The organism is Streptomyces graminofaciens, assembly GCF_030294945.1.
Taxonomy (GTDB): Bacteria; Actinomycetota; Actinomycetes; order Streptomycetales; family Streptomycetaceae; genus Streptomyces; species Streptomyces graminofaciens.
Genome location: NZ_AP018448.1, coordinates 305,049 through 327,284, shown reverse-complemented (window position 1 = coordinate 327,284; position 22,236 = coordinate 305,049). Strand labels below are relative to the sequence as shown.

19 protein-coding genes and 2 pseudogenes are annotated in these 22,236 nt (G+C 70.1%); 13 read left to right on the top strand and 8 right to left on the bottom strand.

Annotation, left to right across the window (positions count from 1 at the left end; genetic code table 11):
• From SGFS_RS01630 to SGFS_RS01595, 8 genes are read left to right on the top strand one after another with little or no spacing between them, the layout of a single operon-like run.
• Complete coding sequence (locus tag SGFS_RS01630) at nt 1-414, top strand: Zn-ribbon domain-containing OB-fold protein (RefSeq protein WP_286247014.1); 414 nt, start codon at nt 1-3, stop codon at nt 412-414.
• Nucleotides 411-1,217 carry an enoyl-CoA hydratase/isomerase family protein gene (locus SGFS_RS01625; RefSeq protein ID WP_286247013.1) on the top strand — a complete coding sequence of 269 codons (807 nt, stop codon included), beginning with the start codon at nt 411-413 and terminating at the stop codon, nt 1,215-1,217. The genes SGFS_RS01630 and SGFS_RS01625 overlap by 4 nt, the downstream gene beginning before the upstream one ends.
• Entirely contained in the window at nt 1,217-3,526 is a 2,310-nt protein-coding gene (locus tag SGFS_RS01620) for a CaiB/BaiF CoA-transferase family protein (protein ID WP_286247012.1), read from the top strand. The genes SGFS_RS01625 and SGFS_RS01620 overlap by 1 nt, the downstream gene beginning before the upstream one ends.
• Before the next feature lie 46 nt (nt 3,527-3,572).
• Nucleotides 3,573-3,896 (top strand): 2Fe-2S iron-sulfur cluster-binding protein, encoded by a 324-nt coding sequence (locus SGFS_RS01615; protein ID WP_286247011.1) that lies wholly within the window; start codon nt 3,573-3,575, stop codon nt 3,894-3,896.
• A 17-nt stretch (nt 3,897-3,913) separates the two neighbouring features.
• The gene (locus SGFS_RS01610) at nt 3,914-5,158 is read left to right on the top strand and encodes an NAD(P)/FAD-dependent oxidoreductase (RefSeq protein ID WP_286247010.1); all 1,245 of its coding nucleotides are present in this window, start codon (nt 3,914-3,916) and stop codon (nt 5,156-5,158) included.
• A 36-nt stretch (nt 5,159-5,194) separates the two neighbouring features.
• Complete coding sequence (locus SGFS_RS01605; protein ID WP_286247009.1) at nt 5,195-6,730, top strand: aldehyde dehydrogenase; 1,536 nt, start codon at nt 5,195-5,197, stop codon at nt 6,728-6,730.
• A gap of 34 nt (nt 6,731-6,764) precedes the next feature.
• Nucleotides 6,765-8,216: an aldehyde dehydrogenase family protein gene (locus tag SGFS_RS01600; protein ID WP_286247008.1), complete on the top strand. Its 1,452-nt coding sequence runs from the start codon at nt 6,765-6,767 to the stop codon at nt 8,214-8,216.
• Nucleotides 8,213-9,679, top strand: coding sequence for a CoA transferase (locus SGFS_RS01595; RefSeq protein ID WP_286247007.1), 1,467 nt, complete (start codon nt 8,213-8,215; stop codon nt 9,677-9,679). Before SGFS_RS01600 ends, SGFS_RS01595 begins: the two co-directional genes overlap by 4 nt.
• Before the next feature lie 111 nt (nt 9,680-9,790).
• Here SGFS_RS01595 and SGFS_RS01590 read toward each other — a convergent pair whose 3' ends face one another.
• Complete coding sequence (locus SGFS_RS01590) at nt 9,791-10,432, bottom strand: TetR family transcriptional regulator (protein ID WP_286247006.1); 642 nt, start codon at nt 10,430-10,432, stop codon at nt 9,791-9,793.
• 119 nt (nt 10,433-10,551) lie between these two features.
• Here SGFS_RS01590 and SGFS_RS01585 point away from each other — a divergent pair, with 119 nt between their 5' ends.
• Nucleotides 10,552-11,544, top strand: coding sequence for an aldo/keto reductase (locus tag SGFS_RS01585; protein ID WP_286247005.1), 993 nt, complete (start codon nt 10,552-10,554; stop codon nt 11,542-11,544).
• A gap of 780 nt (nt 11,545-12,324) precedes the next feature.
• Here the strand turns inward: SGFS_RS01585 and SGFS_RS01580 are convergent.
• Together SGFS_RS01580 and SGFS_RS01575 are read right to left on the bottom strand one after the other, a co-directional pair.
• Nucleotides 12,325-12,855, bottom strand: a pseudogene (locus SGFS_RS01580) (ATP-binding protein); the annotation flags it as partial.
• A gap of 405 nt (nt 12,856-13,260) precedes the next feature.
• On the bottom strand, nt 13,261-13,854 hold the full coding sequence (locus SGFS_RS01575; RefSeq protein ID WP_286247004.1) for a TetR/AcrR family transcriptional regulator: 594 nt from the start codon (nt 13,852-13,854) through the stop codon (nt 13,261-13,263).
• Between the two features lie 519 nt (nt 13,855-14,373).
• On the opposite strand from SGFS_RS01575, the gene SGFS_RS01570 reads away from it, so the two are divergent.
• On the top strand, nt 14,374-14,541 hold the full coding sequence (locus SGFS_RS01570) for a hypothetical protein (protein WP_286247003.1): 168 nt from the start codon (nt 14,374-14,376) through the stop codon (nt 14,539-14,541).
• A gap of 65 nt (nt 14,542-14,606) precedes the next feature.
• The gene (locus tag SGFS_RS01565) at nt 14,607-15,359 is read left to right on the top strand and encodes an NADPH-dependent F420 reductase (RefSeq protein ID WP_286247002.1); all 753 of its coding nucleotides are present in this window, start codon (nt 14,607-14,609) and stop codon (nt 15,357-15,359) included.
• 113 nt (nt 15,360-15,472) lie between these two features.
• Here SGFS_RS01565 and SGFS_RS01560 read toward each other — a convergent pair whose 3' ends face one another.
• From SGFS_RS01560 to SGFS_RS01540, 5 genes and pseudogenes are all read right to left on the bottom strand, one after another.
• Nucleotides 15,473-16,312 carry an MFS transporter gene (locus SGFS_RS01560; RefSeq protein ID WP_286247001.1) on the bottom strand — a complete coding sequence of 280 codons (840 nt, stop codon included), beginning with the start codon at nt 16,310-16,312 and terminating at the stop codon, nt 15,473-15,475.
• 29 nt (nt 16,313-16,341) lie between these two features.
• Nucleotides 16,342-16,623 carry an MFS transporter gene (locus SGFS_RS01555; protein WP_286247000.1) on the bottom strand — a complete coding sequence of 94 codons (282 nt, stop codon included), beginning with the start codon at nt 16,621-16,623 and terminating at the stop codon, nt 16,342-16,344.
• Between the two features lie 187 nt (nt 16,624-16,810).
• Entirely contained in the window at nt 16,811-17,476 is a 666-nt protein-coding gene (locus SGFS_RS01550) for an SDR family NAD(P)-dependent oxidoreductase (protein ID WP_286246998.1), read from the bottom strand.
• A 296-nt stretch (nt 17,477-17,772) separates the two neighbouring features.
• Nucleotides 17,773-18,294: an MFS transporter gene (locus SGFS_RS01545; protein ID WP_286246996.1), complete on the bottom strand. Its 522-nt coding sequence runs from the start codon at nt 18,292-18,294 to the stop codon at nt 17,773-17,775.
• A gap of 61 nt (nt 18,295-18,355) precedes the next feature.
• Nucleotides 18,356-18,646 (bottom strand): annotated as a pseudogene (locus SGFS_RS01540) (MFS transporter); the annotation flags it as partial.
• A gap of 244 nt (nt 18,647-18,890) precedes the next feature.
• Between SGFS_RS01540 and SGFS_RS01535 the strand changes: the two are divergent.
• Nucleotides 18,891-20,912 (top strand): LodA/GoxA family CTQ-dependent oxidase, encoded by a 2,022-nt coding sequence (locus tag SGFS_RS01535; RefSeq protein WP_286246994.1) that lies wholly within the window; start codon nt 18,891-18,893, stop codon nt 20,910-20,912.
• Nucleotides 20,909-22,090 (top strand): NAD(P)/FAD-dependent oxidoreductase, encoded by a 1,182-nt coding sequence (locus SGFS_RS01530; protein ID WP_286246992.1) that lies wholly within the window; start codon nt 20,909-20,911, stop codon nt 22,088-22,090. The genes SGFS_RS01535 and SGFS_RS01530 overlap by 4 nt, the downstream gene beginning before the upstream one ends.
• The last annotated feature ends 146 nt before the right edge of the window (nt 22,091-22,236 follow it).

Below are 22,236 nucleotides of genomic sequence, written 5' to 3'. Positions count from 1 at the left end.
ATGGACAATCAGAAACTCGTCGAGATGCTCCCGCCCGTCACGGACGCCAACCGCGACTTCTGGGAGGGCACCCTCGCCGGTGAACTCCGACTCCAGTACGGCGACTCCGGCACCCCCCGCTACCCCGAGTCGCCGGTAGACCCGGTGACCCTCGGCGAGGACTTCGCATGGCGCCCGGCGAGCGGCAGGGCCACGTTGTGGTCCTGGATCGTCATGCACCAGAAGTACTTCCCCGCCTTCGCCGACGAGGTCCCCTACCTGGTGGCCTTCGTCCAGTTGGAGGAGGGGCCGTACCTGATGACCACTCTCGTCGACCCGCCGGAGCATCTGGAGTGCGGCATGCCGCTGGAGGTCGTCTTCGAGAAGATCTCCGAGGACCGGGCCATCCCGAAGTTCAAGGTGGTGTCCGGATGAGCGCCACCACAACCTCCCCGGCCGAGACTGACCAGGTCGTCCTCGTCGAGCACGTGGACAACGGCATCTCCCGCATCACTTTCAACCGCCCCCACAAGCGCAACGCCATGAACCGGGCGGCCCGCGTCGGCGTCGTGCGCGCCCTCGACGAGTGCCGGGGCCGCTCCAAGGTGATCATCCTGACCGGCAACGGCCCCGCCTTCTGCGCCGGCGTCGATCTCAAGGAGGGCGACGTCAGCACCGGGGACGCGGAACTCGACCGGCGCAGCGAGTGGGCGGCCGTACAGGAGGAGATCCGCAACCACCCCGCCATCGTCATCGCCGCCGTCAACGGCGCCGCCCTCGGCGGCGGTTCCACCCTGATCAACGTCGCCGACCTGGCCGTAGCGGCCGACGAGGCCCAGATAGGCATGCCGGAGATCGGCTTCGGCCTTTACCCGACTCTTGCGGGTCCGGCCGCCCAACTGCGGCTCAAGCCCAAGCACGCGGCCTGGCTGGTCCTCACCGCCGAGCGCATCGACGGCACCACCGCGGCCGAGTGGGGGCTGGTCAACCGCGCTGTTCCTCTGGAGAACCTCGACGCTGCGGCCACCGCCCTCGCCGAACGCGTCGCCTCCTTCGACGCGACCGCGCTGGAGTGGTCGAAGAAGGCACTGTGGAAGATCCCCGGCGAGATCTCCGAGTGGACCGAGGCCATCGCCTACGGCCATGAGATCGCCGATGAACTCCGCGGCCGCAGCACCGCTCTGGCCGAGGGCCTCGACCGGTTCCGGTCGGGCGAGCGAAACCCGGGGCAGGGCTGATGTCCGGGCAGCGCACCTTCCGGGTCGTCGAGGTCACCGAGTCGGTCGCGGGAGCGGCGTGCGGACGCCTGTTCGTCGCCCTCGGCCACGACGTGCTGCTGTGCGAACCGCCCACCGGTACGCCGCTGCGGGCCAGGGAGTTCACCTTCGCGGCCCTGGGCGCCGGCAAGCGCAGCGCCGTCCTCCACCCCGAGCAACTGGCCGCCGACGAGACGAGCCCGCTCGCCACGGCCGACGTCCTGATCACCGATCTCACGCCGGCCGCGGCCGCCGCCGAAGGCCTGGACCTCGAAGAGCTCCGGCAACGCTTCCCCCGTCTGGTCATGGTCTCGCTCACCGCATTCGGGCTGACCGGAGAGTACGCCGAGAGTGTCGGCGACAGTCTCCTGGCGGAGGCGTACGGCGGACTGGCCACCATGGTCGGTGAGCCGGACCGTCGCCCGCTGAGCCTGGGCGGTGAACAGAGTGCGCACTCGGCTGCCTTCGTCGGCCTGTACGGCGCCATGCTCGCCCTCCGCAACCGCGACCGCACCGGGTGCGGCGACGTGGTCGAGGTCGCCCTGAGCGACGTCGCCGCCTATATGGACTGGAAGAGCGACGTCCTTCACGACCTCGGCGGTGGGGTCCCGAAGCGTGCGGGCTCCTCGCAGGGAGGTTGGCGTGTGGTGCGGGCCAAGGACGGCTGGGTCGGAGTGATCTTCTCCGCACACCAGTGGCCTGCTGTTGTCGAGCTGTTCGGCGACCCGCGCCTGAGTGCGCCCGGCCTCGACGACGTCGAGCAGCGTGCCCGGCGCTCGGAGGAGTGGTGGGCCGTGATCGCGGAGGCGGCGGCAAGCCGTGAGGCCGTGGAGTTGTACACCGAGGCGCAGCGCCTCGGACTGCCCTTCGGCCATGCTGCCGACGCAGAGAGGCTGATGACCGACGAACAGCTACGCACCCGGGGCTTCGTCCTTCCGCCCGGTATGCGCCGCAGGGACACCCCCGTGGTCGGCCCTCCGTGGACCGTGCCTGGAGCGCCGTCATCCACGGTAGCGGCACCCCGGTCGGGCGACGACGATGGCAGTTTCACGGCCGGGCCACGGCCGGCGGCGGCCCGCACGCCGCGCGCGAGCGCGGCCGGGCAGCACAGGGACGCGGCACCTCTGGACGGTCTGGTGGTTCTCGACTTCGGCACCATCACAGCCGGGGCGGCCACGAGCCGCCTGCTCGCCGACTACGGCGCGACCGTGATCAAGATCGAGTCGCAGGGCCGCCCGGACCCGTTCCGGGCGTGGGTGATGCCGGGCAGCGCCGACAAGGCGGCCGGGGCACAGGCACCGGCCTCCCCGATGTTCGCCTCCAACAACGCCGGCAAGCGCGGTCTGAGCCTCGACCTGAAAACCGAACACGGCCGGGCCGTCGCTCACCGGCTCATCCGCAGGGCGGATGTTCTGGTCGAGAACTTCCGCGTGGGCGTCACCGCCCGCATGGGCATCGACTACGCCACCGCCCACCGGCTCAACCCCGATCTGGTCTACCTGTCCCTGTCGAGTCAGGGCGTCTTCGGACCCGAGGCCTCGTACGGCTCCTTCGGTTCGACTCTGGACCTGCTCTCCGGCCTCGCGGCCGTCACGGGTTACCCGGGGGAGCGGCCCATGTGGTCGGGCGGCGACGTCAACTATCCGGATCAGGTGGTGTCGTTCGTCGGTGCCGCGCTGGTCGCGGACGCCGTCACCAGCGGCCGGCGCGGCATCCACCTGGACGTCTCGCAGCGGGAGGCCGTCGCCTGGACCCTGGCCGATCAGCTCGGCGAGTACGTCTGGACGGGGCGCATGCCCGCACCGGACGGCAACCGCCGCCCCGGCGCCACCCCCCACGACACCTACCCCACCGCGGAGCCCGACAGCTGGCTGGCGATCGCCTGCACCAGCGCCGGACACCGGCGGGCGCTGGCCGAGGTGATCACCGCACTGCCCGGCCATGAGCCGGAGGACTGGTGGCTGAACCACCAGGACACCGTCGACTCGACCATCTCGGAGTGGACGGCCCGGCACTCCCGTGACAAGGCCGTGGCGAAACTGCGCCGCGCGGGCGTTCCCGCCGTACCCGTGAACACCGCGGCGGACCGTGCCCGCGACCCCCGTTACCGCGAGCGCCGTGCGGCACTGCGCGTCCCGGAGTGGCTGAAGGGATTCCCCATGATCCTGCACGGCCACACGCCGCCCGACCCCGCTCCCGCGCCTGCCCTCGGAGACAACGCCGAGCACCTGGACGACCACGCCCTCGACGCGCTCCTCGGCGGCGTTGACCGGCCGTCGTCCCTCCACTGACCTCCTCCCGCACCCCGCACCCGCACACCTCGATCAGGAGACCGCCATGCCCCGTGTCGTATTCGTCCGTCCGGACGGGACCAAGCAGGAGGCCGACGCCTCCGACGGAGCCTCTGTCATGCAGGCCGCCACCGCCAATCTGGTGCCCGGAATCGTCGCCGAGTGCGGTGGCGAGCTGTCCTGCGCCACTTGCCACGTCTTCGTGGACGAGCAGTGGCTCGGGGCGCTGCCCGCGCGGTCGGAGGACGAGGAGGAGATGCTGGAGGCGACCTCCGAGGAACCGACCGACGCCAGTCGGCTGTGTTGCCAGATCACGCTGGACGCCTCGCTGGACGGCATCGTCGTGCACATCCCGAAGACCCAGAAGTAGGACGGGCGGGAGACACCATGCACATCGAACCCACTGCGACCGACCGTATCGTCGTGGTCGGCGGCGGTCAGGCCGGCGCGGACTTCGTCGCCGCCCTGCGCATGGCCGGCCACCAAGGGCCCGTGACGCTCGTCGGCGCGGAGCCCGGTTACCCCTACGCCCGCCCGCCACTGTCCAAGGCGTACCTGTCCGGCAAGGCCACGGCCGAGGACCTGTACATCCGGCCGCCTGCCATGTACGAGCAGCAGGGCATCGACCTGCGCACCGGCACCCGAGTGACCGCGATCGACCGGACCGCCCGCCACGTGGTCCTCGCGGACGGTGAGCGGCTGTCGTACGCGCACCTGGTGCTCGCCACCGGCGGTCGGGCGCGCAGACTGCCTGCCCCGGGACTGGACGCCGCACCCAACGTCCACTACCTCCGGACCCTCGCTGACGTGGCCGCCATGCGGCACCGTTTCGTGCCGGGCGCCCGGCTGGCCGTCGTCGGCGGCGGTTATGTCGGACTGGAGGTGGCCGCGGTCGCCCGGCAGGTCGGGCTGGACGTGACGGTCCTCGAGGCGCTGCCCCGTGTCCTGGCCCGGGTGACCGCGCCGCAGGTCTCCGCTTTCTACCAGCGGGTGCACACCGAGGAAGGCGTGGACATCCGCGTCGACACCGCGGTGACCGGCTTCGCCTTCGCCTCCGACGGCTCGGTGGCCGCCGTGGAGCTCAAGAGCGGCGAGCGGATCGACGCCGACCTTGTCCTCGTCGGTATCGGCCTGGTCCCCGACACCGAACTCGCTGAACAGGCCGGGCTCGCCGTCGACAACGGCATCGTCGTCGACGAGTACTGCCGTACCGAGGACCCCGCCGTCCTCGCCATCGGCGACTGCACCAGCCACCCCTGCGGTGAGCACGGCGGACGCCGCCGACTGGAGTCGGTGCCCAACGCCTCCGAGCAGGCGCGGGTCGCCGCCGCCACCGTGACCGGGAGCCTTCAGCCGTACACCGCCATCCCGTGGTTCTGGTCCGACCAGTACGACGTGAAGCTCCAGACCACAGGGCTGTCCACCGGCTATGACGAGGTCGTGATCCGTGGCACCACCGAGACCGGGCGGTCGTTCGCGGCCTTCTACCTCAAGGACGGCCTGGTCCGCGCCGCGGACGTGGTCTGCAGCCCCCGGGACTTCACCGCCGCCAGAAAGCTGGTCGCGGCACGGGCCAGGGTCGCCCCCGAAGCGCTCCGCGACCTGTCGGTCCCCCTCAAGCAACTGCTCTGAGCCATGCAAGGCACCACTCAGATGGGAAAACGAGAAATGACGGACCACACGGCGGCCCCGGCGGCCTCCTCGCGCTCGGAGCGCTTTCCGGCCGGTACGGACCGCGACTACCGGATGCTCATCGACGGAGAGTGGGTCCCCGCCTCCGACGGCGAGACCTTTTCCTGCCTCGACCCGTACGAGAACCGTTCCTGGGGCCGCGTCCCCGCCGCCACCGCAGACGACGTCGACCGGGCCGTGCGTGCCGCCCGGCGGGCCTTCGACGAGGACGGCTGGTCCCGCACCCCCGCCTCGCTGCGCGCCGGCCTGCTGCGCAAGCTCGCCGACCTCATCGAGGAGCACGCCGAGGAACTGGCCTTCATCCAGATCCACGAGAACGGCAAACTCGTCAGCGAGATGCTGCCCGGAGCGCGGGCGATGGCGGCGCACGCCCGCTACGTGGCAGGGCTCGCGGAGAACCACCACGGCTCCACCCTCCCCGCCCACCCCGGCTTCACCGCCTACACCGTGCCCGAGCCGGTCGGCGTCGTCGCGGCGATCACCCCGTGGAACTCCCCGCTGACCCTGCTGTCGTGGAAGCTGTTCCCCGCGCTCGCGGCCGGCTGCACCCTCGTCATCAAGCCGTCCGAGGTGACCCCCACCTCCACCCTCCGCCTGGCCGAACTCTGCGAGCAGGCCGGCTATCCCAAGGGCGTCGTCAACGTCGTCACCGGCTTCGGACAGCCCACCGGCACCGCGCTGACGGGCCACCCCGGCGTCGACAAGATCGCGTTCACCGGCTCCACCGCTGCGGGCAAGGCCATGCTCAACGCCGCCGCACCCCGCATCGGGCGGGTCACCCTGGAACTCGGCGGAAAGTCACCCAACATCGTCTTCGCCGACGCCGATCTCGACAACGCCGTGCACGGCGTCATGGGCGGCATCTTCGCGGCGACGGGGCAAACCTGCATGGCAGGCTCCCGGGTCCTGGTCGAGGACAGCGTGTACGACGAGTTCGTCGACGCCCTGTCGGCGGCCGCGGACAAGCTGGTCCTGGGCGACCCGCTCGACCCGGCGACCGACGTGGGCCCGCTCGCCTGCCGCAACCAGTTCGACAAGGTCCTCGACTACATCGACATCGGGCAGTCCGAAGGGGCGCGCCTGGCCGCGGGCGGTGTCCGGGACGCCTCTACCACGGAGCTGGCCCGCGGCCTCTTCGTCCGGCCCACCGTCTTCTCCGGCGTCGACAACTCCTCGCGGCTCGCACAGGAGGAGATCTTCGGGCCCGTGGCCAGTGTCGTGCGGTTCAGCGGCGAGGAGGACGCGGCCCGGCTCGCCAACGACATCGATTTCGGTCTCGCCGCTGCCGTGTGGACGCCGGACATCGGCCGCGCCCACCGCATGGTCAAGCGGCTGCGCGCCGGCACGGTCTGGGTCAACGCCTACCGCGTCGTCCACTACGCCGTGCCGTTCGGCGGGTTCAAGCAGAGCGGCATCGGCCGCGAACTGGGCCCCGACGCGCTCGACGACTACACCGAGACCAAGTCCGTCTGGATCGACGAGGGCAACCCGCAGATGTTCGGCCGCCACTGACATGCGCCACCACGAAGAGGGAGTTCCGGACATCGTGCTCGAACACAAGAACTTCTACATCGACGGCGCCTGGTGTCAGGCCTCCGGCGACGAGACGACCGAGGTGGTCAACCCGGCCACCGAGCAGGTCATCGCCACCGTGCCGGCCGCCTCCGCGAAGGACGTCGACGCGGCCGTCGCCGCCGCCCGCGCGGCGCTGCCCGGCTGGTCCCGCACCACCCCCGCCGAACGCAAGGCCTTCCTGGACCGGCTCCACCAGGGCCTGGTGGAGCGCGCCGACGAGATCGCCGCGACCGTCACCGCGGAGATGGGCGCGCCGCGGCAGCTCTCGGCGAGGGTTCAGGCAGGGCTGCCGATCGCGGTCGCCGAGTCGTATGCCCGGCTGCTGGAGACGTACGAGTTCGAGGAGCGCATCGCCACCTATCTCGTCGTCAAGGAGCCGGTCGGCGTGGTCGCCGCCATCACCCCGTGGAACTACCCGCTGCACCAGGTCGTCGCCAAGGTGGCGGCCGCCCTGGCCGCGGGATGCACCGTCGTGCTGAAGCCGTCCGAGGTGACCCCGCTCAACGCCTACCTTCTCGCCGAGATCGTCGACGCCATCGAACTCCCCGCCGGCGTCTTCAACCTCGTGCCGGGCATCGGGTCCGTCGCCGGTGAGGCGCTGGTCGTCCATCCGGACGTCGACATGGTCTCCTTCACCGGATCGACCCGAGCCGGAAAGCGCATCGGCGAACTCGCGGCGGCCACCGTCAAGAAGGTCGCACTCGAACTCGGCGCCAAGTCCGCCAACATCATCCTCCCCGACGCCGACCTGGACTCCGCGGTCCGCGACGGGGTGGCCAACGTCCTGAGCAACTCGGGCCAGACCTGCACGGCGTGGACCCGGATGCTCGTGCACCGGGATTCCTACGAGCGTGCGGTGGAACTGGCCAAAGAGGCGGCCGAGAGCACGGTGGTGGGTGATCCCGCCGACGAGCGGACCCAGGTCGGCCCGGTCGCCTCGGCGGCCCATCGGAACCGGGTGCGCGCGTACATCGTCGACGGCGTCGGCCAGGGTGCCCGGCTGGTGACCGGCGGTGTCGAGCCCCCGGCCGGCCTGCTCACCGGCTACTACGTGCGCCCCACGGTCTTCGCCGATGTCACCGAGGACATGACCATCGCCCAGGAGGAGATCTTCGGCCCGGTCATCGTCCTCATGCCGTACGCGGACGAGGAGGACGCCCTGCGGATCGCGAACAACTCCCTGTACGGGCTGTCCGGCGCGGTGTTCTCGGCCAGCGAGGAACGCGCCGTCGCGTTCGCCCGCCGCCTGGACACCGGCATGGTCCACATCAACGGCGCACGGTTGAACCTGCTCGCGCCCTTCGGCGGGTACAAGCAGTCCGGCAACGGCCGTGAACTGGGCGTCCACGGGCTGGAGGAGTTCCTCCAGCCGAAGGCACTGCAGCTCCCCGCACCGGCGGCCACGGGAAGGACGGCGCCATGAACGACTCCGATCACCCCGCCGCGCGGGGTTTCCTCTCCGAGATCTGGGACTCCCTGGGAGGGGAGAAGGAAGCACTGGACCGAGTGCGGTTCGAAGGACACGGGGCATTGCGGTCGCCGTTCGCGGTGACCGACCTGGCCGCGGCGTCGTTCGCCGCAGCAGGGCTGGCCCTCAGCGACCTCCTCGCCACGGTCGGCGGCGAGGGACCGCGGGTACGGGTGGACCGGATTCTTGCCAGCGGATGGTTCGATCTGCCGGTCGGCCCTTCTCAGCCCCTCGACCCCTCGGTGCGGCAGCCCGTCTCCCACACCTGGATGTGCGAGTTCCAGACGGCCGACGACCGGTGGCTTCGCATGCAGGCGACGTTTCCGACGCTGCGTTCCCGCATCGCGCGCGCACTCGGAACGAGGGAGGACCGGGGCGAGTTCGAGTCCGAGATCCGCAAGCATCCCGCGGAGGACGTCGAGCGGCTCCTGGTGGACGCGGGCGCGGCCGTCGCCGTCAGTCGCTCGGTCGAGGAATGGCGACGACACCCTCAGGGCCGGGCCGTGGCCACGGAACCCATCGTGCACATCGAAACCGGTGAAGCGGGCGGCGACGCCTGGAAGCCGACACCGGGACGTCCGCTGGCCGGCATTCGCGTACTCGACCTCACCCGGGTCATCTCCGGACCGATGGCGACCCGGTTCCTGGCGGCCTGCGGTGCCGAGGTGCTGCGCATCGACCGACCTGGCTCCGACGAGAGCAGCGTTTTCGGGCGGGGCAGCGACATCATGCTGGGCAAGCGGTGGGCGTTCCTCGATCTGCGGACCGAGGACGGCCGCGACCGGTTCCTCAAGTTGCTGTCCGAGGCGGACGTGCTCGTCCACGGATACCGCCCCGGGGGCCTGGACAGCCTCGTCGCCCCGGAGGCCCGGGCCGCCGTACGGCCCGGCCTGGTGGAAGTGGCGCTCAACGCGTACGGCTGGACGGGCCCGTGGAAGGACCGCAGAGGCTTCGACACCCTCGTCCAGTTCAGCAGCGGCCTCGCCGACGCGACGACGGCCTGGGCCCTCGCCGACCCGGAGAACAGGACACCGATCAACGCGCTCGGCAGACTGGTCGGGGCCGACCGGCCCCGGCACCTGCCCGTCGAGGCACTCGATTTCGCGACCGGGTACCAGATCGCCGCCGCCGTGATCCGGGGGCTGACGCACCGAGTGAGAACAGGCGAAGGCTCGGTTTCCCGTCTTTCGCTCGCCCGGACCGCCGCGATGCTGATCAGCACGGGCCACGTCGCCGAGGAACCGGAGATCCGCCTGCCCCTCGACGGGCCGTACGAGGACCGCGTCTTCGTCAGCGGTGACGGCCGTCCGGTGAAGCGGCTCCGGTTTCCCGTCGCGATCGAGGAGACCCCGCTGTTCTGGGAGCGGCCCTTCGAGGCGGCAGGTTCCTCTGCCCCGATGTGGTCCGCCTCGGGCTGACGGCGACCGGACTGGCCCCGGCCGTAGAACAAGTGCCGCGGTCAGGGCACTGCCGTCCCCGGGCGTCGTGGCGGTGAGTGCACAGCGTCGAGTAGCCGATCCCCGAAACGGTCAGCCGGGTTGTGACCGCTTCACGCGTGGGAAGAGACGTTCGACCGCGGCCACCACTGCGGCACGGCGAGCGGCGACGGACGGGTCCGCGGCCTGTTCGGCGGCGGCGCCGATCTCGGTCTGAGCCGCCCACGTCGTGGCGATCTGGTTGACCAGGGCGAGGACATCGACCGGGTCCCATGCGGGGTCGAGATGTCCGGCCTGCTGTGCCTGCCGGAGCTGGTCGAGCTTGCGGGCGATGGCCGCCCTTGTGGGATCGGCGTCGGTGTCGACGACAGCCGAGTCGGCCAGTTCGAGGCGTCCCCAGGTGATCAGGCGGTGGTGATCGGGGCGGGCCGTGAAGTGGTCGAAGAGACGGCCCGCGTAGCCGGGCAGGTCGCCCGGATCCATTTTGGTGGCCTCCGCGAGCTCGGTCAGTTCCTTGGCTGCGATGTGGCCGTAGAGCGCCTCCTTCCCGCGGAAGTACGCGTAGACGCGTTCCTTGCTGGTCCTGGCCTGCTTGGCGATGCGGTCCACCCGGGCACCGGCGATTCCGTGACGGGCGAACTCATCCGTGGCGGCGGTGACGATGCGTTCACGGGTTGAGTCGGCGCTTTCCGGGGCAGCGGGCTCGGCGGTCGGGTCGGTGGTTGGGCGAGGCATACGACCAGGATAAGTGGCCGAACTGTTTGGTTTGGCATTGTGGACGGCTGACGTCTAAACTCAAACCAAACAGTCTGGTTTGACGACGCCTGGCTGACAGCTACGTATGGAGCAAACTCATGCACCACCGCAACCTGGGCTCCCAAGGTCTTCGTGTCTCCGCGCTCGGACTCGGCACCATGGGGATGACCCTCGCCTACGGCTCCTCGAACGAGGAGGAGAGCATCGCCACCATCCGTCGTGCGCACGAACTCGGGATCGACTTCTTCGACACCGCCGAGCTGTACGGCGTCGGCACGGGCAGCAACGAGATCCTGCTCGGCAAGGCTGTGAAGGACTTCCGTGACGAGGTGGTCCTGGCCACCAAGTTCGGTTACGACATGACCGCGCAACAGATCGGTGCGGGGTTCGACAGCCGACCGGAGAACATCCGCAAGGTCGCCGAGAACAGCCTGCGCTACCTGCAGACCGACTACATCGACCTCTTCTACCAGCACGTCTCCGACCCCGAGGTGCCGGTCGAGGAGGTCGCGGGTGTCGTCGGCGAACTGATCGCCGAGGGCAAGGTGAAGTACTTCGGCCTGAGCAACGTCGGCCCGCAGTACATCCGCCGCGCCCACGCCGTCACCCCGGTCACGGCTCTGCAATTCGAGTACTCGATCTTCGAACGTGAGGTGGAGGAAAAGACCCTGCCGGTACTCCGGGAGCTGGGTATCGGCCTGGTCCCGTACTCCCCGCTGGGCCGCGGTTTTCTCACCGGCGTGGTCAAGCCCGCCGCCGAGTACCCGGCGGACGACATGCGCAGCTGGGACGAGCGCTGGCAGGGCGAGAACTATACGTACAACCTGCACGCGACCGAGCAGCTGAAGAAGCTCGCCGCCGCCAAGGGCATCACCACCGCCCAGCTCGCACTGGCCTGGCTGCTCGCACAGGGTGACGACGTGGTTCCGATTCCCGGTACCCGCAATGCCGCGCGCCTGGAGGAGAACGCCGGTGCCGTCGACGTCGAACTCACCGACGCCGACCTCGAGCACATCACGACGATCCTGCCCCAGGGTTCCGCCGGCAGCCGCTACCCGGCCGCCATGCTGTCCGCCATGTCAACGGACTGATGCTGAGACACTCCCGCAGATCGTTGGCCCCGTACCCGCCCTGGCGTGTACGGGGCCGGCGTGAGTGTCTGGTCGGGAAGCCCGTGGATGGACGCCCGACCCGAGATCTGTTCGCCTCGGCTCGGTCTCGACAGGCGGCGCATGGCTCGCCCCACCCGGATACCTCAGATGCCGCCCCGCGCGACTGCCACGGGAACAGCCGCTGACCCGGACACTGGTCCCGCTGGTGTCTCCCCCCGGAAGCACGCCACGTGGTGGCCGCTGGCCCCCGGCGCCGACGGTACGGAGAGTCGGCAGAGACGCTACTGAGGCCAGGCCCGGTCCTCGCTGGCTGTAAGCCGGGTCGTCCTGAAGGCAGGGCCGTGGCCTCGGGTTCATCTGCCGCAGCCGGTCTTCCCGGACAGGGCGAGGTCGTCTTTCCGGGGAGGCCGGGGCGGCGGGGGGTTGGTTGCGGGCTGCTCCCCGCCGTGCGGGGCGGTGCGCATGTGGGGAGTCCAGGACGGCCAGCTCTCCGACCAACCGCCCGCTGCGGCAACGGCCGCAGCTTCGTCGGGGCCGATGGTGTGATGACGCTGGGTGATGCGGTCACCTACCTGGCGGGACCAATGCGGCCGGCCATGGACATGCGCCTCGACCCGCAACAGGCCATTGCCATGGTGTCGCCCTGGTGGCAGGAGTGCCTCCACTCGTCAGACAGGCGAGGCGCACATGCCTCGCTGAAATCTGGCGTGCCGGTACGTAGGCTGATGCAACAGCTCACGTCTGTGCACTGAATCCCGTTCATACGGGGGAGGGCACGAGACGCTGCTCGGCCCAGATGATCTTGCCGTCGTGGGTGTGGCGAGTGCCCCAGCGTTCGGTGCACTCGGCGACAAGGAAAAGGCCCCGGCCGCCCTCGTCGGACAGGCGTGCCCGGCGCAGATGCGGGCTCGTACTGCTGCCGTCGGAGACTTCGCAGATCAGCGACTGGTCCTTGATCAGCCGGAGCCGTATCGGGTCGGCGGCGTGACGGATGGCGTTGGTGACCAGTTCGCTGACCACCAGCTCGGTCACGAAGGCGGACTCCTGCAGCCCCCATGCCGTGAGGCAGTCGGAGGCACGCTTGCGAGCCTCGGCTACGGCAGCCGGATCACCGGGGATCTCCCAGGAGGCGACATGGTCCTGGTGGAGGGCCCGGGTGCGAGCGATGAGCAGTGCTATGTCATCGGCCCGGGACTCGGTCCGCAGTGTCTCCAGGACCGTGTCGCAAAGAGCTTCCAGCGTGGGAACGCGACGGGCCAGGACACGGCAGAGCGTATCGAGCCGTTCATCAAACGAGCCGATCGAATGTGACACCCATGGTGATCATCCTGACCGTTTTGTCGTAAGTGTCATAGCCCACGATGGCTCCGAACGCGTCTGCCGACAAGGCGGGCTCCGGCTATGGCCCGTGCGCTGTCGGTGCAGGCGGGCCGGTGCCCGCCGGGGAGTGGCGCGCCAGGGTCTTACCTCCGAACTGTGGGGCGGTTGCTGCGGCGCTGGCTGTCGCGGCCCGCACGCGCGTCGGTCGTGGGTCCGGAAGGCCCGTCGACGGCCGCCCGCATCGACCGTTCTTGCAACCTCGAGCCGCCCGCTGTCATCCGCCGGCTGATCGACCAATCGGCGGCGCGCACCACGGCATCGAGTGGGGCGCCGTCCGTGCGTGCGACTCCGGTCCTCCGATCCGATCCGTCTTGTTCAGCGCGGGGCGAGTGCGGCGAAGGCTTCGTCGAGCAGGTCGTCGAGGTCGCAGCGGCCGTCGGAGGCGGTCCAGTGGTTGACCGCGATGTTCAGACAATCCACCGCGGCGGCGGCGCGCACCAGAGGGCCCAGGGTGGGAGGCCGCGCCGGGTCGTCGCGTTCGGCGAGCGCCTGTGCGATGGCGGGGCGCCAGCCGTTCTGCTTCTCCTGGCTGCGGGCACACAGTGCGGGCGTCTGCATGATCAGCTGGGACATTGCGAGTGCGCCGTCCGTGTCCTGGCGGTGGGGCCTGATGACGATGTCCAGTGCGCGCCGCAATGCCGTCCAGTCGTCCTCGTCGGCTGGCCGGGCCCGTACGGCATCGGCGATCTGCTCGCCCTGAGCGTCAACGGCGCCGAGGACGGCATCCTCCTTGCTGCCGAAGTAGCGCAGGAAAGTGCTGCGGGACACTCCGGCGGCCGCGGCCAGGTCGTTGACGGTGACCTTCTCGAAGCCCTCACGGCGGAACAGGTCGAAGGCCACGTGGGCCAGCTCCGACCGGATGGCGGCCCGCGCGATGTCTCTCGTGCTCGTACGTGCTGCTCCAGTCACCCCGCGATCCTACCTCACCCTTGAACTCAACCCGCAATAATGAGCTACAGTTCTCAATGTGACACCAAGTTTCATCAAGAAGCCAATGGTTCAAAAATGGCGCTTCAGTGCAGCGAGGGGGAGAACCATGGGGCGTCTGCAGGCCGAGAGGAGCGTCATTGCTGACGGCGTGCCTGGTATCGGCCGACCACGGCCGAGCGGCTCGCCGAGGAGGGGGCCGCGGTCGTTGTCACGACACCAACGTCGCGCCAGCGGCGACCGTCAGCGGGGCCGACAGGAGACTGTCGTCCGCGATCGCCGTCGAGTTCGACATCAGTGACGAGGCTCGGTCCAGGCGCCGGCCGAGCAGCAGTGACGCCGGAGTCGATCTCTGCGCATCACCCCTCGGCCGCGACAGCGACCTGCGGGCGCTGGACCTGGCGGGGCGGCAGCGGTCCTCACGACGCGAACCCTGCCGCGCCGGTTGGGGCAGGACAGTGGTGTCATCGTCAACACGTCCGACCGCAAGCAGACCTGACCGTGGCCGAGACCCAGCCACAGCACGACCGTCGGCAGTTGCAGGCCATGGCACCGCAGTACGCCCGCAGACACACCAGGGGAAAACCCGCCGATCTCGCCGTCGCCGTCCTCTTCCCCGACGGCGCCGCCTGGATCAGTTGTCAGCCGTGGCCCACGGCAGAGGCGTGAGCCCGCGCAGCCGAAATCTCACATCGCGATTCCCACTTCTACCCACCGAAATGGAGACATGAGCCATGGCCAAGACCCTCGGACTCATCGGCGCCGGCAACATCGGCAGCGCACTGGCCCGTCTAGCCGTCGCCGCCGGCCTGAATGTCGTACTGAGCAACTCCCGCGGCCCCGAGACCCTCACCGACCTTGTCGCCGAACTCGGCGAGCACGCACGCGCGGCCACACCCACGGAGGCTGCAGAGGCCGGCGACCTGGTCGTGGCGACCGTTCCGCTGAACACCTACCAGCAGCTCCCCGCCGCAGCCCTGGCCGGCAAGACCGTCATCGACACCATGAACTACTACCCCGAGCGCGACGACCGGATCGCCGAGCTCGACGCCGGCGAGCAGACCTCCAGCGCCCTGGTCCAGCGGCACCTGGCCGACTCCCAGGTGGTCAAAGCCATCAACAACATCGACTTCGTCCGCCTGTTCAGGTCCGCCCGGCCCGTCGGCGCCGACGACCGCAGTGCGCTGCCCGTCGCAGGCGACGACGCGACCGCCAAGGCGCAGGTGGCTGAGCTTCTGGACGCGCTGGGTTACGACGCCGTGGACACCGGAAGCCTCGCCGACAGCTGGCGCAGCGAGCCGGGCACCCCCGTCTACGTTCAGCCGTACCTGCCCGCACAGCCCGCGGGGCTGACCGACGCGGAGAAGTGGCGCTGGTTCTCCGAGACCCCGGGCCTCCCGGTACCCGCAGACAGGGTCAAGAAACTGACCGACACCGCAGTACGGCGCTCCGCGGGCGATGCCCGCGCGACTCTTGCTCAGGACTGAACCAGAAGGCGGGGATCAGGCATCGGGTGGAAGCGGGGCCTATTGCTGCCGCAGGCCTGACTCCTGGCTTCAGTAAGCACATCCTCATAAAGGCTGATTCCTGGTGTGTTACGTCACTCCAGCGCGGTCAGCGGTACGGCGGTCAGTGCGGCCGCCACCGTGCCGACCAGGGGAGGGCCGGCCTCCTGCAGGGACGAGGCCAGGGCTATGCCTGCCGCCCAGGAGCCGATGGTGACGCCTATGTTGGACGACGCGCTGCTCAGTGCGGAGGCGAGGGTGGGCGCGGAACCGGCGAAGCGCACGACGAGCGCGCCGAGCACCGGGGTCGCCGCGAAGCCGGTGATTCCCAGGAGGGTCACGGTCACCGCGGGGCTGGTGGAGAAGAACACCAGTAGACAAAGGATCAGCGTGGTCGTGGCGGCCGAGGCGATCATCGTGGCCAGGGGCCGGTCGTCGCCCACGCGCGCGCCGACTGCGGTGCCCAGTACGGCGCTCTTCCCGTAGACGGCCAGGACCAGGGGGACGGCTCCGGCAGGGACGCCGGCGCGCTCGGTGAGCAAGGGTGAGATGTAGCTGTAGGTCGCCAGGACACCGCCCATGAGCAGGGCGATGAAGCCGAGCACCAGCCAGACCCGCCGCTGCCGCAGCGCGGCGAACTCGGCCCGGACGGAAGGTGGTTGCCGTCGCGGCTCGGGAGGGACGAACCGGCCGATGACTGCCGCGGCACAGGCCGACAACACGGCCAGCACCCAGAACGGCCCACGCCAGTCCGACACCTGCCCCAGCCACGAACCCAGGGGGACCCCGACGACGTTCGCCACCGTTAGACCCCCCATCAGCAGGCCCAGGGCGCGTGACGTCGCCGTCGGCCCTGCCGCGGTGGCCGCCACGACCGTGGCCACACACCAGAAGGCGCCCGTGGCCAGAGCGGTCACCACGCGGGAAACGAGCACGATGGCGAAGTTCGAGCTCAGCGCGGCGATTACATGGCCGAGGGCGAAACGACGAGTGCGAGAACCAGCGTGGAGCGCCGCGGCAGGCGCAGCGTCGCGATCGCCATCACCGGAGGACCGGCGATCATGCCTGCGGCGAACGCTGTGATCAGCAGGCCGGCTGGGGGCACGTTGACGCTCAGATCGTCAGCGACCTCGGGCAGCAGACCGGCCACGACGAACTCGGTGCTGCCCGTGAGGAACGTGCCGACAGCCGGCACCCACACGACGAAGGGCAGTTTGCGGGACCGGCTGTATACCCGGGGGGACATGCGGGGCCCTTCTCTTTGAGGGTGGCGTGCGACTGCCGCATGGTGCGGCAGTCGCACGGCTGCTTGCTCGGCGGGGTGTCGCACGGCATCGCGCCATGCATACGTCCGGTGGCGCCGTGCGCGTCGACGTCCGCTGTGGCACGGAGGGTGGCTGGCGTCATGGGGTCATGGGGGCGTGCAGGTTTCCTCAGCCGGGCAGGGGCTCGGCGTAGTGGCGGAAAGTGTCGCGATTGAGGTGGATGTCGTACAGGCGCCCGGCGAGGGCCTCGGGGCTGCTGTGTTCGGCGTCTGGGCGGATGGCGCCGGGGATGATCAGTTGGGCGGCGTGGATGTTCTGCGGGGCGAGGGCGTCGTGGAGCATGTGGGCGTAGGCGCTTTCGGCGGCGAAGGCGATGGAGGTACCGGCGACGTTCGGGTTGGGGCGGACGGCGCTGGAGCCGTTGACGAACAGCAGGGTGCCGCGGCCGAGTTCGCGCATGCCGGGCAGGACGGTGTTCACCGCGATGACGGGGCCCTTGATGGAGAAGGCGAGTGGGGCGTCGAGGTCGTCGGGGCTCGTGTCGAGGACCGGCTTCATGAAGTCGGCGCGGGGCACGGGGCTGTACTGGAGGATCTCGATGGGGCCCAGGGTGTCGGCTGCTGCACGGAGGGCAGTGGTGAGGGACGTGGGGGCCAGGACGTCGGCGGCGAATCCGCGGGCCTGGATGCCGTCGCGGGTCAGTCCTCCTGCTATTTCCTGCAGGTTCTGGGCGCTGCGGGAGATGAGGGCGACGGTGTGTCCGGCGGTTCCGAAGCGGCGGGCGGTGGCGAGCCCGAGGCCGGGTCCGGCGCCGATGAGGGCGAAGGTCGTCATGGTGAGTTCCTGAGAACGTCGGTGGCCGGGGAGGACCGGGTGTGGCTGATGGTGATCTGTGGTCTGTGACTTGCCAGGTGACGCCCTCGCAGCACTGGCTTCCTTCGGCCCGGCGTTGCGGACTCGCTGGATCCGGTGGAGGGAGAAACAGGGTCAGGTTCAGGGAGCTCGAGGGGCACAGCCCTCGCGTCAAGACGGATCAGTTCAGTCGGACTGAGCGGCGCCCTGGGAGGAAGGGGGAACATCGCCGCAGGTACTGGACGACGGCGTGCTGGGTGCCGCGCCGTCACTCGGGATCACGTGCTCCAGCCGACGATCGCGTGCTCCAGCCGACGATCGCCGCGGAACGACGTCGCCTCTGGGCGATCGCGAGGGTGATCGTGGGGGAACAGGGTCAGCGCGGCGATGACGGTGCCGACCACGGCGGGACCGGTGGCCCCGAGCGACGAGTCGAGGGCGGACCCGGCGATCCAGGAACCGGCCGCCGTACCGAAGTTGAATGCCGAGACGGTGAGGCCGGAGCCCAGGGTGGGCGCCTGGCCCGCGAAGCGTACTGCCAGGGAGATCAGCACCGGGTTGGCGCCGAGCCCGAACAGCCCCAGCAACGTGACCAGCACAACGATCGGCGCGGCGAAGCCGGACAGCAGGCACAGCGCCAGCAGCAGGACGGTGGCCGTCGCCGCCACGATCGTGGTCGCGTGCGGGCGGGCGTCGCCGAGACGGCCGCCGACGAGGGAGCCCACCAGGGCGCCGACGCCGAAGCCGACGAGCACCAGCGGCACGAGACCGGCGGCGAGGCCGGTCCGGTCGGTCAGCAAGGGTCGCGATGTAGGAGTACGTCGACAGGACCCCGCCGGTCGTGGTCGCGCAGGCGGCCAGCGCCAGCCAGAGCCCACTGGAGCGCAAGGCCGACAGCTCGGACCGGATCGACACCGCCTGCCGACCGGTGCCGTCGTGCGGGACGTAGCGGGCCATCAGCGCCGTAGCGGCCGTCGTAAGGGCCGCAAGCGCCCAGAAGGGTCCTCGCCAGCCCATGAGGTGCCCGGTGAAAGCACCGAGCGGCACCCCGACGACGTTGGCGAGCATGGCACCGGAACCCACGACGCCCAGGGCACGGGAGCTCGCGGCGGGCCCGGCGACCCCTGCCGCCACCGCCACCACATTGGCCACCGCCCAGAACGCCCCGGTCGCGAGCGCCGTCAGAAACCGTGCCGCGAGCAGCAGCGGGAAACATTGCCAGCGCGGAGTGCGGGACGACTGCCGGTCCTCCGCCCCCGCCCTGTTCGCCCGGAGCGCGACCTTGACACCCCAGGATGCATCCGTACAGCCATTCGGCAGTTCCGATGTTCGGCCGAAATCGCAAGATCTTACGTTTAAGATCGGACCCGGCTGCCCCACAACGGAAGGCTCTTCGATGGACGGTAAAATAGTGCAGGTGAAAATTCACCCTGCCATTGGTGTCGCCCGGGTCGGCAACAGCAGGGAAACACCCTTCATCGGCCCGGAATCACCGGACCAGAAACCCGAGGACCACGGCTCGTACAAGGATGGTTCCGGGGCGATCCGGAGGCAGGCCGCGCGATTCCGGGTGTACGGCTACAACGCCGCAGGGGAGGTCGTACGGGAGCTGAAGCCGGGCGACGCGGGTGTTTCCGAGATCCAGTGGACCGTGCACCTGGCCAACAAGAAGGCAGCTTGGTACCAGTTCCATGTGCCGCTCGACATCCCCGAGGGCAAGACGCTCGCGCCGGAGCAATACGGTCGGCGAAACGCCGACGTCGTGGGCGCCGACCGGAAGAAGTTGGTCAACGACCCCGGAATTCGCACCGTTCGCGGCTCGATGACCGAGACGCAGAAATTCGATTCCGGCAAGATCATGGGAAAGGCGGTGTACCTCGGGGAGATCTCCACCCGATCCGACGGCCGCCTGGTGGTGCTCGGCGGAAGGGGAAATTCCGCCTCCTACAAGAACAACCCGATCACCGGAGTCGCGAACAACGACACCTGGTACGACGACGTGTCCGACGGCCCGGTGACGGCGAAGGTCCGTATCGACGGAAAAGAACTGACCGCCACCCCCGCATGGGTCGTGGTGGGACCTCCGCACTACGCCCCCGGTGTGAAATCCGTCCGCACTCTCTACGACCTGCTTTTCGATGTCTTCGTCAAGGCCGGTTCGCTGACCCGCCCGCAGCAGATCTCCTTCACCGACCATATCGAACCGATACTGCGCCGATTCTGCGATCTGCAGTGGGTCAACCAGGGTTTCGCCACACAGTTCGGCTGGAACGGCCCCAACTTCTTCCTCTCCCCGACAATGCGGAAGCGGCTCGCCGATCCCTCCAAACGGAACCGGGAACTGCGCCGCCAGATCTACGTCTCCCTGCGCGACTACGACCGCGACGGAACGTCCCCGCTGCCGTGGCCGTGGCTCTACGGCGACGCCATGGCCAGCAAGCCCAAGTCCGTGCGCCAGCACAGCAAACTGTCCCCGACCCAGGACTGGATGCTGAGTCGTTGGGCGGACGGCGCGTTCCAGGCCGGACCGCTGCGACCGCCCCGACCGACCGTGGACGACGCCCCTGTAGCCGAGCAACCGGGGCTGCTGGACCGGGCGGCCCTGGAGAACTGCGCCGCCGACGCGTTCCACCCGGGGTGCGAGGTCACCTGGCCGATCAGGACCCCGAGCATGTTCAGCGCGCCGTTCCGCATCAAGCACCGCGCCCCGAACACCGCGGAACCCGACTTCGGGCCCACCCTCACCCCGCAGGAGGCGACCGCCGCGAACGGCCCGTTGTTCGCACAAGGCCCCGGCGACCTCACCCGCTGGATGGCCGCCCCCTGGCAGGCGGACACCGCGAGCTGCCGCTCAGGCTACGAGGTGCTGGCCAACCTCGGCCCCCGCTACAGCCCGTACCTGCCGACCTTCTGGCCTGCCCAGGTGCCGAACCATGTGCTGAAGCTGGACGACTTCGAGAAGGTCAACACACCGTCGGTCGGCGGTGACGACAGCGCCCGGGAGGAGGCGTTCGAGCGGCGGGCGACCTGGCTGCGCGGCCTCACCGGCACCATGAACCAGCAACGCACACAGATGATCACGGACTGGTCGAAGCTCGGCATCGTCGAGACGCGCGACTACACCGTGGGCGACGGCAAGTTCCCCGCACGGATCCAGGTGGAGTCGCGCCCGGCAGCACCGCTCGACCAGGCACCGGACACGGCGAACCTCGTCAACCTGCACGTGCCCGAGGCAGGTCCGGCCCTGCTGGCCGCCGCACGCGGAATCCGGCCGGCCGACGGGCTCGCCCCCGAAGCCGTCGAGGCCGACCATGTGGCACAGGCGGTCAGCGAGGCGGCGGAGGCGACCGGCTACCTTCCGGAGGAGATCGCCGCCGGATACCTCGAAAGGCTCGACCCCTTCCACGAGGAGCGGTGAGCCCCGCACTGGCCCCTGGCGCGGAACCCGCAGAAACGTACGACGTGGTGGTGGCGGGCGGCGGCCCGGCCGGCTCCGCCGCCGCCCTCGCACTCGCCCGGGCCGGCCGTACGATTCTGCTGGTGGACGCCGGCACCGGGCCACCGAAGATCGGTGAGACGCTCGTACCCGCCGCGCGGGTCCTGCTCGGCGACCTCGGCGTCGCCGACCGTGTCCTCGGGTCCGGGCATCTGCCCTGCTACGGCAATGTTTCGGCGTGGGGTTCGGCCGACTTGCACGCCGTGGACTTCATCAACGATCCGCACGGCCACGGCTGGCATCTCGACCGGCGGCTCTTCGACCGGCGACTGCGCGAAGCCTCCCGAGCGGCGGGAGCCGAGGTAGCCGAGGGCACAGCCGTACGCGGCACGGCCCGGCGGCCGGACGGCGGTTGGACGCTGACCCTGCGCGGCGAGACGGGCCCCGCCGACGCTCCCGGGGCCGGTGGCGAGCGCACGGTGTCCTGCCGCTGGGTGATCGACGCCACCGGCCGCCCCGCCGCGATCGCCGTCCGGTGCGGGGCCCGGCGGCGGGTCCGGGACCGGCTCACAGCCCTGTACGCACCCCTGGAGCCGGACCCGCGGGACACCGACCGCCGTTCCCTCGTCGAATCCGACGAGGACGGCTGGTGGTACACCGCCCCACAGCCCTCCGGCGGGCGCCTGGTCGCCTACTTCACCGACACCGACCTGTCCGCCGCCCCGTACACCGCGCGCCACTTCCACCAACGGTTGTCGGCCACCCAGCACGTGTCCCGGTGGACCCACCGGCACGGGCCCCCGCCCACGCCACCGGTCGCGCCACGCCGGGCCGCCGCGCACACAGCGCACCTGGACCGGGTGTACGGGGACGGCTGGACCGCCGCCGGGGACGCGGCGATCGCCTTCGACCCGCTCTCCTCCCAGGGCGTCCTCACCGCCCTCTACACCGGGATGAGCGCGGGCCTGGCCGTCGACGCCCACCTGAGTCGCGTGCATCGCGGCGCGGACTCCGGCCTCGCCGCCTATGCGCACAAGGTCGAGGCCGCGCGGACCGCGTACCTGCGCGGCCACCGTCTCATCCACGCCCAGGAAGCCCGCTGGATCCACCGCACCTTCTGGGCACGGCGCCTGGCCGACCTCCCCAACTCCCCCTTCTGAACGCAGTCGGAGCACCGCCTGGTGGCGCAGGCGCGGGCGGCCCGGTCTGTTCATGGGGCGAAGCGGTGGCACCTGTACCTGACGGAGAAGCAGGTGGAGTCGGTGGCGTACGGGTTCCCGCTTCGCCCGCGAGTATGGCGTCACCT

Excerpts from the sequence above, each read along its gene's own strand:
- SGFS_RS01630 (WP_286247014.1), top strand. The coding sequence starts at position 1 with ATGGACAATCAGAAACTCGTCGAGATGCTCCCGCCCGTCACGGACGCC.
- SGFS_RS01625 (WP_286247013.1), top strand. The coding sequence starts at position 411 with ATGAGCGCCACCACAACCTCCCCGGCCGAGACTGACCAGGTCGTCCTC.
- SGFS_RS01620 (WP_286247012.1), top strand. The coding sequence starts at position 1,217 with ATGTCCGGGCAGCGCACCTTCCGGGTCGTCGAGGTCACCGAGTCGGTC.
- SGFS_RS01615 (WP_286247011.1), top strand. The coding sequence starts at position 3,573 with ATGCCCCGTGTCGTATTCGTCCGTCCGGACGGGACCAAGCAGGAGGCC.
- SGFS_RS01610 (WP_286247010.1), top strand. The coding sequence starts at position 3,914 with ATGCACATCGAACCCACTGCGACCGACCGTATCGTCGTGGTCGGCGGC.
- SGFS_RS01605 (WP_286247009.1), top strand. The coding sequence starts at position 5,195 with ATGACGGACCACACGGCGGCCCCGGCGGCCTCCTCGCGCTCGGAGCGC.
- SGFS_RS01595 (WP_286247007.1), top strand. The coding sequence starts at position 8,213 with ATGAACGACTCCGATCACCCCGCCGCGCGGGGTTTCCTCTCCGAGATC.
- SGFS_RS01590 (WP_286247006.1), bottom strand. The coding sequence starts at position 10,432 with ATGCCTCGCCCAACCACCGACCCGACCGCCGAGCCCGCTGCCCCGGAA.
- SGFS_RS01585 (WP_286247005.1), top strand. The coding sequence starts at position 10,552 with ATGCACCACCGCAACCTGGGCTCCCAAGGTCTTCGTGTCTCCGCGCTC.
- SGFS_RS01565 (WP_286247002.1), top strand. The coding sequence starts at position 14,607 with ATGGCCAAGACCCTCGGACTCATCGGCGCCGGCAACATCGGCAGCGCA.
- SGFS_RS01555 (WP_286247000.1), bottom strand. The coding sequence starts at position 16,623 with ATGTCCCCCCGGGTATACAGCCGGTCCCGCAAACTGCCCTTCGTCGTG.
- SGFS_RS01550 (WP_286246998.1), bottom strand. The coding sequence starts at position 17,476 with ATGACGACCTTCGCCCTCATCGGCGCCGGACCCGGCCTCGGGCTCGCC.
- SGFS_RS01535 (WP_286246994.1), top strand. The coding sequence starts at position 18,891 with ATGGACGGTAAAATAGTGCAGGTGAAAATTCACCCTGCCATTGGTGTC.